General features: G+C 40.8%; 11 protein-coding genes. 4 read left to right on the top strand and 7 right to left on the bottom strand.

Annotation, left to right across the window (positions count from 1 at the left end; translation table 11 throughout):
• Nucleotides 1-185: 185 nt before the first annotated feature.
• The 5 genes from ACKWBX_RS14495 to ACKWBX_RS14475 are packed head-to-tail and all read right to left on the bottom strand — an operon-like array spanning nt 186 to nt 6,645.
• Nucleotides 186-1,814: a S41 family peptidase gene (locus ACKWBX_RS14495; RefSeq protein WP_413969424.1), complete on the bottom strand. Its 1,629-nt coding sequence runs from the start codon at nt 1,812-1,814 to the stop codon at nt 186-188.
• Nucleotides 1,807-2,184 (bottom strand): ribonuclease P protein component, encoded by a 378-nt coding sequence (gene rnpA, locus ACKWBX_RS14490; protein WP_413969423.1) that lies wholly within the window; start codon nt 2,182-2,184, stop codon nt 1,807-1,809. Before rnpA ends, ACKWBX_RS14495 begins: the two co-directional genes overlap by 8 nt.
• A 44-nt stretch (nt 2,185-2,228) precedes the next feature.
• The gene (locus tag ACKWBX_RS14485) at nt 2,229-4,091 is read right to left on the bottom strand and encodes a M1 family metallopeptidase (protein WP_413969422.1); all 1,863 of its coding nucleotides are present in this window, start codon (nt 4,089-4,091) and stop codon (nt 2,229-2,231) included.
• A 10-nt stretch (nt 4,092-4,101) separates the two neighbouring features.
• Nucleotides 4,102-5,745 (bottom strand): S8 family peptidase, encoded by a 1,644-nt coding sequence (locus ACKWBX_RS14480; protein ID WP_413969421.1) that lies wholly within the window; start codon nt 5,743-5,745, stop codon nt 4,102-4,104.
• Nucleotides 5,746-5,784: 39 nt separating this feature from the next.
• On the bottom strand, nt 5,785-6,645 hold the full coding sequence (locus ACKWBX_RS14475) for an MBL fold metallo-hydrolase (protein ID WP_413969420.1): 861 nt from the start codon (nt 6,643-6,645) through the stop codon (nt 5,785-5,787).
• A 107-nt stretch (nt 6,646-6,752) separates the two neighbouring features.
• Between ACKWBX_RS14475 and ACKWBX_RS14470 the strand changes: the two genes are divergently transcribed.
• Nucleotides 6,753-8,957, top strand: a complete 2,205-nt coding sequence (locus ACKWBX_RS14470) for an amino acid permease (protein WP_413969419.1) — start codon at nt 6,753-6,755, stop codon at nt 8,955-8,957.
• 67 nt (nt 8,958-9,024) lie between these two features.
• The gene (locus tag ACKWBX_RS14465; RefSeq protein ID WP_413969418.1) at nt 9,025-10,881 is read left to right on the top strand and encodes a cation:proton antiporter; all 1,857 of its coding nucleotides are present in this window, start codon (nt 9,025-9,027) and stop codon (nt 10,879-10,881) included.
• 59 nt (nt 10,882-10,940) lie between these two features.
• Here the strand turns inward: ACKWBX_RS14465 and lepA are convergent, their stop codons facing one another.
• A complete protein-coding gene (lepA, locus tag ACKWBX_RS14460; RefSeq protein ID WP_413969417.1) occupies nt 10,941-12,737 on the bottom strand; it encodes a translation elongation factor 4 in 1,797 nt (598 codons plus the stop codon).
• A 210-nt stretch (nt 12,738-12,947) separates the two neighbouring features.
• Between lepA and ACKWBX_RS14455 the strand changes: the two genes are divergently transcribed.
• Both ACKWBX_RS14455 and ACKWBX_RS14450 read left to right on the top strand, forming a co-directional pair.
• Nucleotides 12,948-15,353, top strand: coding sequence for a TonB-dependent receptor (locus ACKWBX_RS14455; protein ID WP_413969416.1), 2,406 nt, complete (start codon nt 12,948-12,950; stop codon nt 15,351-15,353).
• Nucleotides 15,354-15,485: 132 nt separating this feature from the next.
• Nucleotides 15,486-17,864, top strand: coding sequence for an outer membrane beta-barrel family protein (locus ACKWBX_RS14450; RefSeq protein WP_413969415.1), 2,379 nt, complete (start codon nt 15,486-15,488; stop codon nt 17,862-17,864).
• A gap of 11 nt (nt 17,865-17,875) precedes the next feature.
• On the opposite strand, the gene ACKWBX_RS14445 is transcribed toward ACKWBX_RS14450, so the two are convergent.
• Complete coding sequence (locus tag ACKWBX_RS14445) at nt 17,876-18,085, bottom strand: hypothetical protein (RefSeq protein WP_413969414.1); 210 nt, start codon at nt 18,083-18,085, stop codon at nt 17,876-17,878.
• Between the last annotated feature and the right edge of the window lie 15 nt (nt 18,086-18,100).

Genomic DNA, 18,100 nt, shown 5'->3' with positions numbered 1-18,100 from the left:
AAGCAGTACGATTGCAAAACCCACTAAGAGTATAATTCTCTCAGTGAACAAAAAACCGAGCTGTCGGAATTGACCATATTCGGCACATGCATTATGGTATGGCGTCTAATTACTCTACCCAGCTTATCTTCGCAAATGGATACATTGCTTACGGTAACCGCCTTCCTATACTTGGTGAAAAAAGATTATTCTAAAACGCTTGTGTACTTGGTTTCGTTGCCTAAAAGTTCTGTAGCCGCTAGAATGGCATCGTCATTGGAAAGGTAATACTTGTAAAGCCCTTTTCTGTAGAAATAACGCTTTACGATTTCGTCCTCAAGATTTTTTTGTATTTCGCCCTGATATTTGTCCAAGGCATTTATTTTACCTTTTTCAATATTGGACAAAAGTGTTTTATAGCTTTCTTTGACCTCATTGCCCAGAAAATCGTTTTCTTCACCGGAAAGTGCTTTTTTGATGGCTTCTTCCGCCTTGGTTTCAAAAGAGAAATTACTTTGCCTTACATAATCCTTAAAGCTGTTGAAGTCGGTATCGGAAAATTTAAAATCGGAAATATCGGCCAAATTGTTCTGGTAATAATAGTCCGTTGCATAATCAAAAATGACATTGTTTTGTAATAATGCCAGTGTCAGGTCATTTGTTTTTACCGCTGCCACCTCAATATCCGGCAATACGCCGCCACCATCTTGTACTTTTCTGCCGTTACGGGTGGTGAAATCCTTGAATTGGGTATTTCTTACGGCGTTTCCTTTATCATCCCTATTCCAATAATCCAAAGCTTGTATGCATCTCCCTGAACTGGTATAATATCTGGAAATGGTCACTTTTAATTGTGTGCCGTAGGTAAGCTTTAAAGGTCTTTGCACCAAACCTTTTCCAAAACTTCTTGCGCCCATGATAACAGCTCTGTCCAAATCCTGTAAACTCCCAGAAACAATTTCACTTGCAGAGGCACTACTTCCGTTGACTAAAACCACCAAGGGGATTTCAGTATCTATTGCTTCATTTCTAGTTTTGTATTCCCGATTGAATTTTTTGACTTTTGATTTGGTAGTGACAATCAACTCTCCCTTGGGAACGAAAAGATTGGTCACATTGATGGCTTCGGACAATAACCCTCCAGGATTTCCCCTAAGATCTAGAATGATTTTTTTAGCACCCTTTCCTTTTAGGTCTAGTAAGGCCGATTTTGTTTGGCCCGAAGCTTTTGCATTGAATTTTGCCAGAACGATGTATCCTGTTTTATCGTCTATCATTTCATAGAACGGAACGGCATCTACCTCTATACCACCACGCTTTATGGTAGTGATGCTTGTTTTACCTTGTCTCTTATAGGTAATCTCCACTTCGGTGTCGTTGGCACCTTTTAGCAGTTCGCTGGCATTATCGTCAAAATCGGCCACTTTGATATCCCCGATCTGGATAATTTCATCGCCCGCTTTAAGTCCCGCTTTGTCCGCCGGATAACCTTCGTGTGGCTCAATGATCAACAATCTGTCTTTATAGGAACGTACCAAGGCCCCAATACCCGAATATTCGCCCGCATTGTTAATGCGATAGGCCTCTACATCTTGTTCGTTCAAAAATTTAGTGTAGGGATCCAAATCTTCCAGCATGTTCTTTATGGCGGTATCCATAAGTTCTGCTGGATTGGTTTCATCTACGTAATTCATGTTCAGTTCCTTGAACAGGGTAGTGAAAATTTCAATTTGCTTGGCTATTTCAAAAAAATCGCTCTTAAAACTACTTCCGGCAATAAGAAAGGCTATGGCTAAAAAGGGAATTATAATTCTTTTTTTGAAGACTTTATTCATGTGGAAGGGTATTAAATTTGTCTAAAAGCAATTTCATTTTGGGCGCCAATCCTTGAAAAGAAGGCATATCTTTCCCAAGGTATAAAATAAGAAACGCAAACTTGGCCTCAGTATTGTTAAAAACCAACGCTTTATTAAGCCTATAGGCTTCTCGCATAAGTCGTTTTATCCTATTCCTCTTTACGGCGTTTTTAAAGTTCTTTTTAGGAACGGCCACACCGCACTGTACGGAAACGTTTTCCGGAAGCTGCGTTTTTAGATAAATAAGTTTTAATGGAAATACAGAAACACTCTTCCCTTCGGAGAAAAGTGCCTGTATTGCTTTCTTACTTTTGAGTTTTTCCCTTTTTGGATAGGAGAACACGGTCATATTACGATTTACCTTAAAATACGAATAAATTCTCCTAGTTTGGGCTAGGGGGTCTTTTGCCAAACATTATTATCAGCTGCTATATCCGCCATTAATTGTGATGGATCTATAACTATTGCTTTTATAGCTGACATGGGCTTGCTTATCTTAAAGCTATAGGTTGGGTAGGCCCATGCCCAATCGGGTAAAACCGAACGCGTTAGCTGTGGATAAGGGTTTTCTTTTTCACCGCGCATCATACTTAAAGGAACATAAAAGGTTTCTTGGGAACCGTCTTCATATACCACCAAAAGGTCAAGGGGCATTGGCATGAGGCCGATACGTTCCAAGATAACTTCCGTTTCCTCCCCATTGGCCATAACCTCTTTAATGCCATAATCTATAGTGTTGGTGGTTTGCGTCCAATCTGTCAAATACCAATCCAGTTCTATGCCTGAAATTTTTTCTGCCGTTCTTTTGATATCATTGGGAACAGGGTGCTTGAATTTGAAATCCTCATAATATTTACGAAGTGTCTCCATCAATTTATCCTGACCGATAACGTATCCCAACTGGGATAGAAATATAGAACCTTTGCTATAGGCCGAGATCCCATAGGCAAAGTTAAGATCGTAACGATCCGCATGGGTACTTTGAGGCTGCTCCTTGCCGGAGCGGGCCAAGTTGTAATACCCCTTATAGGAATTTTCAAAGGGATTTTCCTTGTTCTGCTCCATCACCTGATTCATACAAAGGCTGGAAATAAAGGAGGTAAATCCTTCATCCATCCACTCATGTTTGGATTCGTTGGTGGCCAAGATATGTTGAAACCAGGAATGCGCCATTTCATGTATCATGACACCCACTAAACTTTCAAATTTTCGTTTTCCGGTAATCAGGGTACTCATGGCATACTCCATGCCACCATCCCCACCTTGGATGACTGAATATTGGTCATAAGGATACTTGCCAACATTTTTACTGAAAAATTCCATGGCCGCTACCGTTTTGGGTTGCAGATTTTTCCAATTTTCAAGAATTTCAGGGTCGTTTTTATAAAGGAAATGAAGCATTGGTCCGTTTTCCACCTGCACCTTGTCATGTAAATATTCTGGGTCTGCCGCCCACATAAAATCATGAACCATGGGCGCTTTAAAATGCCAAGTCAAGGTTTTGCCTCTTTGCTTTTTGATCTTGGTTCCTTCGTCTTCGTAACCGTGCCCAATTTCATTTGGATTTTGGAGGTAACCGGAGCCACCGACTACGTAATTTTTGTCTATGGTGAGCTTTACATCAAAATCTCCCCAAACACCATGGAACTCTCGCGCAATGTATGGATAGGCGTGCCATCCCTCAAAATCGTATTCTGCTAGCTTGGGGTACCACTGGCTCATGGAAAGGGCAACTCCTTCTGCATTATTTCTTCCGGAACGCCTTATTTGCAAAGGCACCTGTCCTTTGAAACTCATTTCCAAAGTCGTTTTTCCGCCAGCCGGAATAGGCTTTGCCAAATCTACTACCAAAACGGTTCCCTCTTCTGCAAAACGTACTTCTTGACCATCCTGTGTTAAGGTGTTCACATGTAGATATCCCATTTCGTTTTCGGAAAGGCCCATGATCCTACTCTTTCCCTCGATCATCATTCTAGAATCCCCGTCCTTAATGGTCTGTAAACGAATATCCATCTCACTTCCCGGCCGAAACGCATTAAAATACAAGTGATAATAAACGCGACTTAGTTCATCCGGAGAATTATTGGTGTAAACTAATTTTTGGGAACCGGTATAGGTATAATCCTCCACGTTCATGTCTACCTCCATAGTATAATCAACATGCTGCTGCCAGTAGGCGGAATTTCCTTGCGCAAAGGCAGTAAACACACTAATTTGAAAAACTAGAAGCGCGTAAAAAAGTTTGTTCGTTTTCATAAAGATTTAATTATAGTTTTAGCTTGCCCCTGCTCACTTGATCTGCCATGATCAGGGCGTTGTAAGCATTGGCAATTTTACCTGAAGTAGAAATCTGACTAAGGGAAGCACTTTTTGAAGGATCACCACCAAGAATGACCTGAGCTTTTACAGGCAAACCGGAATCCATAATAATTTGTTTTACCTGTGGAGCCGATAAATTAGGGTATTGTGAAAATAATAACGCAGCCAGACCTGAAATAGCAGGAGCAGCCATAGAGGTACCCGGAGAATATTCGTATTCATTGTTGGGATAGGTAGAATAGATGTCCGTTCCCGGTGCAAAAATATCCACATTGATATCTCCGTAATTAGAATAGGAAGCCAATAATTCCGACCCGTAATTTGGGTCCAAGGCGCCAACGGTCAATACATTATCCGATATTTCCGGTCCATTGTTTATTTGGTCGTTGGGGAAATTAGGATTCGCAGGGTCATCTAGATTAGCACCATCATTTCCGGCCGCGTGTACAAAAAGCACATCTTTCTCACCTGCATATTTTATGGCGTCATATACCCACTGTGCCTTTGGAGAATAGGACTTTCCAAAACTCCCGTTGATTATTTTGGCACCGTTGTCCACAGCGTAGCGAATGGCACGGGCAATGTCTTTATCATATTCGTCCCCGTTGGGAACGGCCCTAAGACTCATAATGGCTACATTGTTGGCAACTCCGTTAACCCCTATGCCATTATTGCGCTCAGCGGCAATAATACCCGCTACGTGCGTTCCATGACTTTCATCATCTACCCTGTTTTGCGGATTGCCGTTACCATAATCGGTACTGTTCCAATCATAAGGATCGTCCCCAACTACTTTTCTACCGTCAAAATCTTTGTTGAGGTTATAGTTTAATTGTTCCGTAAAGTATTTTACCCCATCGTTCAATTCTTCCAATACTTCTGGAATTGTTTCTTTTATGGAAAACATTTGTGTAAGAATGGCCACGTTTTGTTGCATGGCTTGGTCCGTGGCCTTGACCCCGGCAACGTCTTCTTTGGTATAGCTATCCTTTCCAAGATGCTTTTTCATTTCAGCATCCGCACCTTTGACCGCTTGTAGAATTTGTTCGTACTGTTGCTTGTTTTGCTGCGCTTCGGCGTATTTTTTTTGTAATTCCGCCTTTGCCTTTGCCTGGGTAGCGGCGTCACCAATACCCAAACGGAGCATACGGACATATTCCAATTGCTCGTTATAGGATTCCCCCAAAAAATTATACCCGTGGATATCATCTACGTAACCGTTATTATCGTCATCCTTACCATTGCCCGGTCTTTCTTTGGTATTGGTCCAAAGGACGCCGTCCAAATCTTCATGATCCAAATCTATTCCGGAATCCACTACGGCTACAATTACCTTTTTTCCTTTTTTATTTTTAATGATTTCTTTATAGGCCTTGTCTACGCTCATACCCGGAATGGTATCCGAAACCAGATCCAAATGCCCCCAGTTTTGTTTTTCGGCTTTGGTCAGGTCGGCAATCTTTATGGGAATGGCATCAATATTTTCAACAGGAGTAGAAATGAGTCCGCCTACAGGTCCTGTGCTGCCACATCCAAAAATTAAGGCGGAACACGAAATCAGTAGAATCGATTTATAAAAAGAGCGTGTCATATATAGGTATTAAAATTAGCTTTCGTAAATTAAAAATTATCAGTTGAAGACCTCGTCAAATGTGAAGGTCCGGTCCAAGCGCACTCCTTTTTCCGTTTGTTTTAAAGTGCAAAGTTGGTTGTGGGCATCATGCTCAAAAAAGAGGTAATATTTGTTTTTGACTGCTTCGTTCAAAAAACGTTCTTTTTCCGCGAGGGTCAATAATGGTCTTGTATCATAACCGATTACGTAAACCAAGGGAATATGCCCAACGGTTGGAATTAAATCCGCCACATAAACAATAGTTTTTCCTTTGTATTTGATTTGCGGCAACATTTGCTTCTCCGTATGACCATCTACAAAACGAATGCCAAAACCAAGTTCTGATTTTTCTAGCATCGTCGAATCTTTTCGATCTATAAAATTCAGCTGGCCACTTTCTTCCATAGGAAGCAGGTTTTCCGTTAAAAAAGAAGCTTTTTCCCTAGCATTGGGTTCCGTTGCCCATTTCCAATGATTTTCGTTCGTCCAAAAACGTGCATTTTTGAAAGCTGGCTCATAACCCGTCCGGTCCTTGTTCCATTTTATACAGCCACCACAATGGTCAAAATGAAGGTGCGTTAGAATAACATCCGTAATATCGTCCGAATGAAAACCTAACTTGTTCAAAGAACTGTCCAAGGTGAAATTTCCCCAACGGTGGTAATAGCTAAAAAACTTTTCGGATTGCTTGTTGCCCAGACCGGTATCTACCAAGGTAAGTCTGTCCCCGTCCTCAATAAGAAGGCTTCTTGCCCCTAAATCTATCAAATTGTTGTGATCCGCAGGATTGGTTCGCTGCCAAATGGTTTTGGGAACTACTCCGAACATTGCGCCACCGTCCAATTTAAAATTACCGGTTTCTACAGGGTAGATTTTCATGCTGCGCAAATTAATAAAACAATGGGAAATCCCTTATTTATTAAGAAGATATTATCATTTTTCAATTATATTAAAAAGCCTATTTTAGCGTTCATACCCAACTAACTTTGAAAAAACTAGAACGCAGCCTATCCTTAACCTCTGTTATAGCCATTAGTATTGGTGGTATGTTGGGCAGTGGTATATTTGTGTTGCCGGGTTTGGCGGCCGCAAAAACGGGTTCTTCCGTCTGGTTGGCCTATTTATTGGCCGCTGTTTGTATTTTGCCCGCTGCACTTTCCAAATCGGAGCTGGCCACCGCCATGCCTTCTTCAGGGGGAACCTATGTCTATATAGAACGGGCATTTGGGCCACTTTTTGGAACTATTGCAGGAATAGGGCTTTGGCTTTCCCTTTTGCTCAAGAGTGCATTTGCACTTGTAGGTTTTGGTGCCTATCTCTCTATTTTGGTCAATATAGATGCAGGGCTCACAAAATATATTGCCTTATCGTTTTTAGGATTGATATTGTTCTTGAACATCCTCGGTGTCAAGAAAGTTGGTAAGGTTCAAATTGTAATCGTAACCATCAGCTTGATAACATTAGGCCTTATTTTGCTCTTTGGACTGCCAAGAACTTCATCGGAATTGTTGGACCCATTTCTTTTGAAAGGAAATATGGGACTACTATCTACTGTTGCGTTTGTGTATATATCCTATGCCGGGGTAACCAAAGTAGCTGCAATAGCCGGTGAAATAAAGAACCCGAGTAAAAATCTACCAAGGGCAATGATTTTGTCCTTGTGCATCATGACCTCCATCTATGTGTTCGTAGCCTTTGTTTTGGTCGGTAATATTCCGTTGGATGCATTACAGTCCGACATTAAACCTATTTATACGATTGCCAATATTATCGGGGGAAGCTACGTAGGCTACATTGCCGCTATTATTGGGATCATCACTTTGATTTCCATGGCCAATTCGGGGGTTTTGGCGGCCTCTCGATTTCCTTTTGCCATGGCCATAGATAAGCTATTGCCGGATTTTATGGCGAAAATCCATTCTAAATATCTCACTCCGGTAGTGACCATTATTATAACCTGTTTTGTAATGGCCATGGTGATACTTTTCTTGGATGTTGAAAAAATCGCAAAACTGGCCAGTGCTTTTATGGTAATGATGTTTATTTTGGTGAATGCCTGTGTTATTGTGCTACGGGAAACAGCTGCGCAGTGGTATGCGCCTCCTTACCGATCGCCATTGTATCCTTTTGTACAGCTATTCGGAATTTTTAGTGGAGTAGCGTTATTGGTCCTATTGGGGGCAACACCGCTACTTGCCATTTTAGCTATTTTGATATTAGGGGTATTGATTTATATCTATTTCGGGAAGAACGCCACAAGAACAGGCATATTGCGTAAATACGGTCATAGACCTGCCCTGTATTTGTTGTACAAGCGAAAGAAAAGAGGACAGATCAGTTACCGGAACAACCAGCCGGAAGGTATGCAGAACTTGGACGGGAAATTAGCTTCGGATGCCGGAGTGGTGGTGCCTTTGTTGGGAAATGAAAGATCGCCCGAAATGCTGGTAGAAATTGCCGCGGCCATTAATAAGAGAGAAAAAATACAGGCGGTCAATATTACCGAGGTGCCCAATCAAACCTTTTTGGATGCCATGGTAGAGGAGAATCCAAGAATTGCTTCTTTGGAAAGGCGTCTGGCACGTTTGGGCAAATCACAGAAAATAAGCATCGATTTTGAAGCTGCCGTGACCCATGAAATTTCGGATACCATTCATGAGTTAAGTGACCAGACGCATTGTGATTGGTTGGTCATGGGATGGAACGGTAGGGCGCATAGCGGTATTTTGGTGAGTAATCCCATTGGATGGCTGTTGACCCACATTAACTCTGATTTCGCCTTATTCAAGGATGATGGTGTGCGTTATATTGGCAAAGTATTGTTAGCCTTGAGGCCCGGCAGAAAAGACAAGAATTTTATTGCCGTTGCGGATAGAATTTGTGCGTTTTACAATGCTTCCCTAACCCTGCTTCATGTAGTTCCCGAGAACATGCCGGAAAGAGGAATTTTAGAGATGGAAGCCAATTCCATAAAACTGTTGAAAAAGGTTGATACAAAAAGTACTGTAATTATTGAGAGAAACAATGACTCCATTGGTGCCATTTCTAAAATTTCCGCAAGTTATGATTTGCTTATTTTGGGAACGCCCCAACAAGACAATTGGATCAGCATTCTTTTTGGTACGGGAAAAGATAAATACACTGAAAAATCTGCATGTTCGGTTTTAAGGCTGACCATGAAAGATCATTAATTTTTTCGTTGCCCACCACTACCGTTTCCACTGCTTTAATGATTATTTTTACGCAAAACGAAGATTTATGCTGGAGTTGGCAGGAATTATTATTTTGGGAATAATAGCACAATGGGTCGCTTGGCGTTTAAAGTTGCCCGCTATTTTGCCCTTAATATTGATCGGTCTTCTAGTTGGACCTTTATCCACATTGTACACGGAAGATGGAACGAAACTTATTGAACCTATTTGGAACGGGGAAAAAGGACTCTTCCCCGGGGAAGGACTCTATTATTTTGTCTCTTTGGCCATTAGTATCATTCTCTTTGAAGGAGGACTTACCTTAAAACGCTCTGAAATCAAGAACGTAGGGCCGGTCATCACGAAACTGATTACATTGGGCAGTATAGTTACCTTTTTTGCAGCAGGCATTGCCGCCCATTTTATATTTGGACTTTCTTGGCAGATATCGTTTTTGTTTTCGGCGTTGATTATAGTTACGGGTCCTACCGTAATCACTCCCATCCTAAGAAATATTCCGTTAAAGAAAGACTTGTCCGCTGTACTGAAATGGGAAGGAATACTTATTGACCCCATTGGCGCTTTGGCAGCAGTATTGGTCTTTGAATTCATTAGTGTGGGCGAAGGACAGGCCTATACAAAGACCGCTTTGATCGAGTTCGGGAAAATCCTTTTATTTGGATTTACCTTTGGGTTCACTTTTGCGCATGCTTTGGCCTATGCCATTAAAAAGAACTTTATACCACATTACTTATTGAATGTAGTCTCTCTATCAGTGGTACTTTTGGTGTTTGTGGAGTCGGATATTTTTGCGCACGAATCGGGCTTATTGGCGGTAGTGGTGATGGGTATGGTATTGGGAAATATGGACTTGCCCAATATTAAGGAACTATTGTATTTCAAAGAATCGCTCAGTGTGCTGCTTATTTCAATTCTTTTTATTCTATTGGCAGCAAACATCAATATTTCAGATTTGGAACTTATTTTAAATTGGAAAACGGCGGCTCTTTTTGCGGCCATCGTTTTTTTAATACGGCCTCTCGGTGTTTTTCTGAGTGCCGCAGGCTCCAATCTAAAGCTGAACGAAAAGCTTTTTGTGAGTTGGGTAGGTCCGCGTGGTATTGTAGCCGCAGGTATCGCATCGCTTTTTGGCTCCAAATTATTATCAAAAGGAGAACCTGGTGCGGAATATATTACGCCATTGGTATTTGTAATCGTTTTGGGCACGGTACTCCTAAATGCAACGACAGCAAGATTATTTGCAAAACTTGTAGGGGTGTTTTTGAAAAAATCGGAAGGGATTCTCATTGTAGGCGCATCAAAAGTTTCCAGATTGATCGGGGAATATTTACATAAGAACAATCGCCATGTGGTTTTGATCGATAACAACCAGACCAATATCAATAAAGCAAAGAGAAATGGTCTTGAGGCCTTTTCGGCCAACATATTTTCGGATGCGCTGACCAATAATATCGAACTCAATGATATTGGTTATTTAATGGCACTCACGGGCAACTCGGATATCAATAAATATGCAATCACCAAGTTTGAAAAGCAGTTCGGCGAGAATGGTTCTTTTAGATTGGTAGATGCCGATGAAATGAACGATCCGGAGAATAACCCAAAGGTGGGGCTCTTTTCCCATACGGACGATTTTATAAAGTTATCAGAGGCCGCACGGAAAAATCCGGTAATCCATGAAATTGACCTCAACGACACGGGGCACTATCAAAGATTGATTGAAATCACTAAGGCAGATGAAGAAATTGTACCATTGTTCGTTAAAAAATCCGATGGAGAAATACAGATCATTCCTGCCTTCAGCAAAGAGTTAACGGATATTCAGGAGGGAGATCAATTGGCCTATCTTGGGAAAAAGTTCCCAATGGAGGACTCTTTAGATGAGGATGACAATTCCGAATAACGAATATGTTTTTGAAATAAATACACTCCCTTATCTACATATTCGGGTGCGTCTGTATTTTAATCATTTAATTTCAGTACGGCCATAAAGGCTTCTTGCGGCACTTCTACGTTACCCACTTGGCGCATACGTTTTTTACCTTTTTTCTGTTTTTCCAGTAATTTACGCTTTCGGGAAATATCACCTCCATAACATTTTGCGGTCACATCTTTACGAAGGGCCTTGGTGGTTTCCCTAGAAATGATTTTGGCACCAATAGCGGCCTGTATGGGAATATCAAATTGTTGTCTTGGGATAAGTTCCTTTAACTTTTCGCACATCTTCTTGCCAATGGTCACGGCGTTGTCCGCATGTATCAAAGCGGATAAAGCATCAACTGGCTGGGAATTCAAAAGAATGTCAACACGCACCAATTTGGAAACCTTCATTCCTATGGGAGCATAATCAAAAGAAGCATATCCTTTAGAAACCGTTTTTAATCGGTCGTAGAAGTCGAATACGATTTCGGCCAACGGCATATCAAAATTTAGCTCAACACGTTCCGTAGTCAAATAGGTTTGATTGGTAATCTGGCCTCTTTTTTCAATACAAAGACTCATTACGTTGCCCACGAAATCCGATTTTGTAATAATCGTAGCTTTTATGTAAGGCTCCTCTACACGGTCAATGGTAGAGGGGTCCGGCAAGTCCGTAGGATTATTTACAGTAATGGGCGTATCCGGATTTTTACGCGTATAGGCATAATAGCTTACGTTGGGAACGGTCGTTATGACCGTCATGTTGAATTCACGCTCCAAACGCTCTTGAATGATTTCCATATGCAACATTCCCAAGAACCCGCAGCGAAAACCAAAACCGAGCGCTGCACTGCTTTCCGGTGTAAAAACCAAGGAAGCATCGTTAAGTTGTAGCTTTTCCATAGAAGAGCGTAACTCTTCAAAATCTTCCGTATCCACAGGATATATACCCGCAAATACCATAGGTTTTACATCTTCAAAACCCGCAATGGCATTTTCGGTAGGTTTTGCGGCATCGGTAATCGTATCGCCAACCTTTACTTCACGGGCATCTTTGATTCCGGTAATCAGATAACCCACATCTCCGGTTTTTACGCTTTTTTGCGGATGCTGTTCTAATTTAAGCGTACCTACCTCGTCCGCAAAATAATCTTTATCGGTGGCGACGAATTTTATTTTTTGACCTTTTTTTATTTCGCCGTTAATGACCCTAAAGTAGGTTTCCACCCCACGAAAAGGATTGTACACGGAGTCGAACACTAAGGCTTGCAAGGATTCGTCAGGATTGCCCTTAGGAGCAGGAATTCGTTCTATGATAGCCTCCAATATGGCCTCGATACCGATACCGGTCTTGGCACTAGCGGGAATCACTTCCTCGGCATCACATCCCAATAGGTCTACAATATCGTCCGTAACTTCTTCTGGATTGGCACTGGGCAGATCAACTTTATTGAGCACAGGAATAATTTCCAAATCGTTTTCCAAGGCCAAATATAAATTGGAAATGGTCTGCGCCTGAATACTTTGTGCGGCATCAACCACTAAAAGCGCGCCTTCACAAGCAGCGATAGACCTGGAGACTTCATAGGAAAAATCCACATGGCCCGGAGTATCAATGAGGTTTAGTATATATTCCTCCCCTTTGTAGGTATATTCCATCTGTATGGCATGGCTTTTTATGGTGATGCCACGCTCCCGTTCCAAATCCATACTATCCAGCAGTTGATCCTGTTTTTCACGTTCCGTAACGGAGCCTGTAAAATCCAACAGACGATCGGCCAAGGTACTTTTACCATGGTCTATATGGGCAATAATGCAGAAATTCCGAATATTTTTCATAGCGATAAAAAGGTAATGATGCTCCCAAAATCCTCATGTTTTCAAAAGGAACAAAATCAATTGCAAATATAGTTTAATTTAAACCGCTATTTCATGGGGTTTTCGCTAAAATAACACGTATGGAGTACTTATGCACTTTACACTAGTTGACAGATTTAACTTATAAAATAGGAATATTTTGTTAGATTTGATGTTCAACCCAAACGAAAATTGAGACCACTACTTTTTTTATTGCTTGGTTTTGGTATGCTTCAAACGATACACGGTCAAACCTATTCCCTTACCGGGGAGGTCAAGGACGAAAATGGTGAAGTAATTCCTTTCGCATCGGTATTTCTTTTGAACACTTCAGATTCCACCATGGTAAAGGGAACCTCTGCGGATGAAAGCGGATATTTTTCCCTTGATGCAATCTTGGAAGGTCTTTATTTTTTAAAAGCGAGTTATATAGGGACAGCCTCAAAATCGCTCGCGTTGGATATTGGTAGCGATACTAAAATAGGGGCTTTGATCATACCACAGAACGCGAACGAGTTGGATGAGGTTACAGTGGTTTCGTCTCGCCCAAAAGTAGAGCGGAAGATAGACCGTCTAGTTTTTAATGTAGAAAATACAGTGGTCTCGCAAGGAAGTTCTTGGGATATCTTAAAGCAAACGCCGGGGGTTATCGTCTCTCAGGATGAACTTCAAATTAGGGGGCAATCCACTACCGTTTATATTAACGATAGAAAGGTGCAACTTTCTAGCGAAGAGGTTCGCAGCCTATTGGAAAATTATCAGGGAGCGAATGTAAAATCCGTAGAGGTCATCAACAATCCTCCTGCGCGATATGATGCCGAAGGAGGACCCGTACTTAATATCATAACAAGTAAAAACATTTCCTTGGGCTATAAAGGAAACATCAACACGAACTATACGCAGGGAATATTCCCCAAGTATAATTTTGGCACATCACATTTTTATAAAACCGATAAATTAAATATGAACGTGAGTTATGCCTATGCACCTGAAAAAAGGTTGAAATCTATAGAAAGTAATGTTAATTATATTGATGATACCGGAATTTTCTCCAGATGGAACACCGATGACAACCGCACCAAACGAAATAGAACACACAGCATTGGCCTCACTTTGGATTATGAAATCGATGAGCGAAACACCTTGAACTTTACTTCAAACTCCCAAATTTCTCCCGTAAGAAATGAAGCTGCTTTCCAAACAACCCGAATGCGAAATGGGGTAGGAGTATTGGATTCCACGTTCACCACAGCTAGCTCGATAAAAGGAAACAAAAATAATATTTCAGCCGATTTATCGTTCAAACACAGTTTTAAAGAAGGAGGCAGTTTAAGTGCAAACGGCCATTACACAAATTTTGATTTGTCCAGAACCCAGGACATAAGCTCCAATTATTTTTCGCCGGACGAAAGTTTCATCAGGGATTTTGATTTTCTAACGGATGCCAATCAAGATATTGAGATTTTCACCGGACAATTGGATTATTCCAATCTGTTGGGAACCGTTGCTTTTGAAGCCGGAGTCAAAGGCTCCTTTATCAATTCTACCAGCATACTTGATTATTTTGATTTGAACAATGGAAGCACTTTCGTTCCGGAGTTATCGGATAATTTCAAGTATGATGAGAGCGTTTATGCAGGTTATTTTAGCCTGAACAAGGACTGGGAGAAATGGAGTTTAAAAGGAGGTCTAAGGGCCGAGCATACACAAAGCACGGGAACGTCCGTGGCACTTTCGGAGATTAACGATCTGGAGTACTTTGAGCTGTTCCCTACCTTTTACGTATTGCATACGGCCAGTGAAAACCACAGTTTTGCTTTTGACTATTCGCGTAAATTGTCGAGACCGCGCTATGAGGATCTGAACCCGTTTCGGGTTTTTATCAATGAGAATAATTTTATTGAAGGGAATCCAAATTTGTTGCCCAATTTTAGCAATAATTTCAATTTTAACTACACGCTTAAACAGGAGTTTTTCTTCGATTTTTACTATCGGGACAATGGCAACTATATCAGTAGGCTCTCATTTCAGGATAATGAGAATCAGGTGTTACGAGACATTACCCAAAATGTACTGAAAAGCACCTCTTACGGGTTCGATTTTAATCATGGTAAGTCCATCAGTAATAATTGGTATGTATACAGTTACATTTCTATTTTTCATGAGGACGAAACCTTTTTAGCATTGGAGAGTGAGGAAAATGAAGCTACAAATAGCGTAGATGGTATATATGTAAGCCTTGCAAACTATCTTACCCTATCCAAAGACGGTACTTTCAAAGGGGAGCTGGGCTTTGTGTACCTCTCCGGATTTCTGGAAGGTTCCTATAAGCAGGCCGAAACCATAAATCTCACTGCGGGTCTTCGCAAGTCTTTTTGGAACAGAAGGGCACTGGTCAGTGTCTCCGCTAACGATATTTTAGGCCTCGCCAATGCCAAAATAACTTCCAAATATTTAAATCAGGACAATAATTATTTTACAGTACCGGAAACACAATACGTGCGTTTTGGCTTCACCTATAACTTTGGAAACTTCAGGTTGGAAGACAATCAGCGCAATATTGATAAGATTGAAATAGACCGCTTAAACCCGGAATGATTTTCTGTTTCACTAAATTAATATCTTTTGTAAAAGAAGTATTGTATACATGTAAGGTATTTCTCTACAACTTTGTTATATTTACAGCTTACCTACAGCGTATTCATGAAGAGGGATTTTTGGTTTTTTATAATGTTTGTGTTTTTATTTTCCCTCGTAAATGCACAAGAGTTCACTATTCAAGGTAAGGTTCTGGACCATGAACAAAAGCCCTTGGTCTTTGCGAACGTGCTCTTGCAAACCATGGACACGGTTTTAGCTAAAGGAACCGCAACGGACAACAATGGTTCTTTTGTATTGGAGAACATCAAAAAGGGAAAATATCTTATTTCCGCAAGTTATATCGAAAATGTTTCCCAGATAAAAACGATTACCATCGCGGCCGATTTGAATATCGGCTCCTTGATCATTGCACAAGATGCCCAAGAACTGGAAGAAGTTACCCTTACCTATAAAAAACCTACTATTGAACAAAAAGTTGACCGTATAGTATTCAATATTAAAAACACGGCACTTTCCGATAATGATATTTGGAGTGTGCTAAAGCGCACACCCAGTGTGGTAGTAGTTAAAGACCAGTTGACCATAAAAGGACAATCCAATGTGGGTATTTTGATAAATGGTAGAAGAGTGAACATCCCTGAGAACGATGTGGTCAACCTGCTATCCGGAAGTTCTGCCAGTAATGTGGAGGCCATTGAAGTGATTACCAATCCTCCGGCAAAGTACAGTGCGGAAGGAGGGCTTCTCATCAATATTAAAATGAAGAACAACCTTATTGCGGGTTACAATGGGGCAGTATACAATAGCTATACCCAAGGCATTTTCCCAAAGCATACCCTGGGAACGGACCATTTCTTCAAAGGAAAAAAAACCGATTTTTCTTTAGCGTATAGCTTTAGGGATAACAAAGATATTACCCGTTACACAGATGTCGCCAATTTCTTTGAAAACGGTACGATAACAGAAAAATGGACGGCAGAACAAGACGCTACAACTAACAGAAAACAACATAATGTAAGCGCCTTTTTTGATTATACGCCCAATGAAAGAAATACGATAAGTGTTTCTACTATTAACGCATTGACACCTTCCGTAAATCGGTTTTATGATTCGGAGACCTTGATAACGGATTTAAACGGGAACTTGAATTCTAGTTTTGAGACAACAAATGATTCGGACTATGATGTTTACAATACGGCCATTTATTTTGATTGGGTGCATCGTTTTAAAAAGAAAGGTGCAGAACTGTCTTTTAATACCCATTATACCTATTATGATTATGATAGGGTACAGAATTTGGAGACTGATTTTTTCGACGTAAACAGAACACTCACGGGCGAGAATGATTTTACTACCATGTCCGGTCAAAAAACGGGACTGTTCAGCATACAAGTGGACTATGCGACACCTTTTGGAGCATCTACTAAGTTCGAAACGGGACTGAGATATGCGGGCATAAATTCCGAGAACGATATTTCCCAGGAAGGCTTTGACAGGAGCCAGCCCGGAATTGACCCGACCGAAGCCGGTACTTTTTCATATGATGAAGATATTTCCGCGGCCTATGTGAGCTTATCCAATGATTGGAACAAATGGAAATTGAAATTTGGTCTTAGGGCAGAATACACGGAGACTGTTGGAGATTTGGATACGGAACCAACAGTCACCAAGAATACCTATTTTGAATTGTTCCCTTCGTTATCCGTCTCCCATGAATTGGCAGAAAAGCATAGCATCAACCTTAATTATTACCGTAGGATTACCAGACCTAGATACAATAGGTTGAACCCCTTTCAATATTTTCAGACGAATAATTCCGTGATCGAGGGCAATCCCGATCTATTGCCTTCTACAAGAAACTACATTGCCCTAGGGTACACGTTCGATAAGGATTACAGACTGGAATTTTATTTTACCGAACGTAAAAACCAATATTTACAACAGGTATTTCAAGATAACGAGTCCAATTTTTTACGCTTTATAAGCACGAATCTAGGCCTGAATACCAGTTACGGAGGGGATATTTCCATAAACAAAAACGTTACCGACTTCTGGGATACTTATTTATTGTTCGCTTATTTTTATAGGGAGAGTAGATTTACGGATTTGGATACGGGAACGGAGCTTACCAATGATATTTGGACTGCCCGCTTGAGATTTAACAATAGCTTTACCTTGTTGAAAGACAAATCGCTATTTGCTGATTTGACGTTGGATTATTTTTCGCCTACGGTCAGTGGAAACTCAAGACAGAAATCCTATAATGAGACCGGATTGGCTTTTCGAAAAACCATATGGGACAAGAAAGCCAGTATTTCCCTGGCAATTAGAGATATTTTCAACAGAGGCAAACTCTTTAATACAAGACGCTACCTTAATCAAGATAATACATCATCCTTCAGGGCCGAGAACAGATTGTTGGTGCTTGGTTTCAGGTATTCCTTTGGGAATACTAAGATAAAGAACAACAAAAAGCGAAAAAGAGTTGAGGAACGCGGACGGATTTAAAGAGTAACCGCTCATAGGACACCGCAAATCCCCAGACAAATCAAAAGATAGATACCGGCAATAATACAGAAAATCTTTCCGGCTTTTTTCTTCTTCTTTATGATCAAAATAATTCCTATAATCAAAAACAATAATGGAGGACCAAGCATAATCAAAAATATCATGATGATAATTCCGCCCAAGTCCAATGTCCCGCCTTCCAAAAGTAAAAGGTATTTCATACTATTCTAAATTTA

The sequence above is a fragment of the Maribacter algae genome, from assembly GCF_047345745.1.
Lineage (GTDB): Bacteria > Bacteroidota > Bacteroidia > Flavobacteriales > Flavobacteriaceae > Maribacter.
Note: the sequence above shows the minus strand (reverse complement) of the source record. Positions and strands in the feature narration are given on the sequence as shown.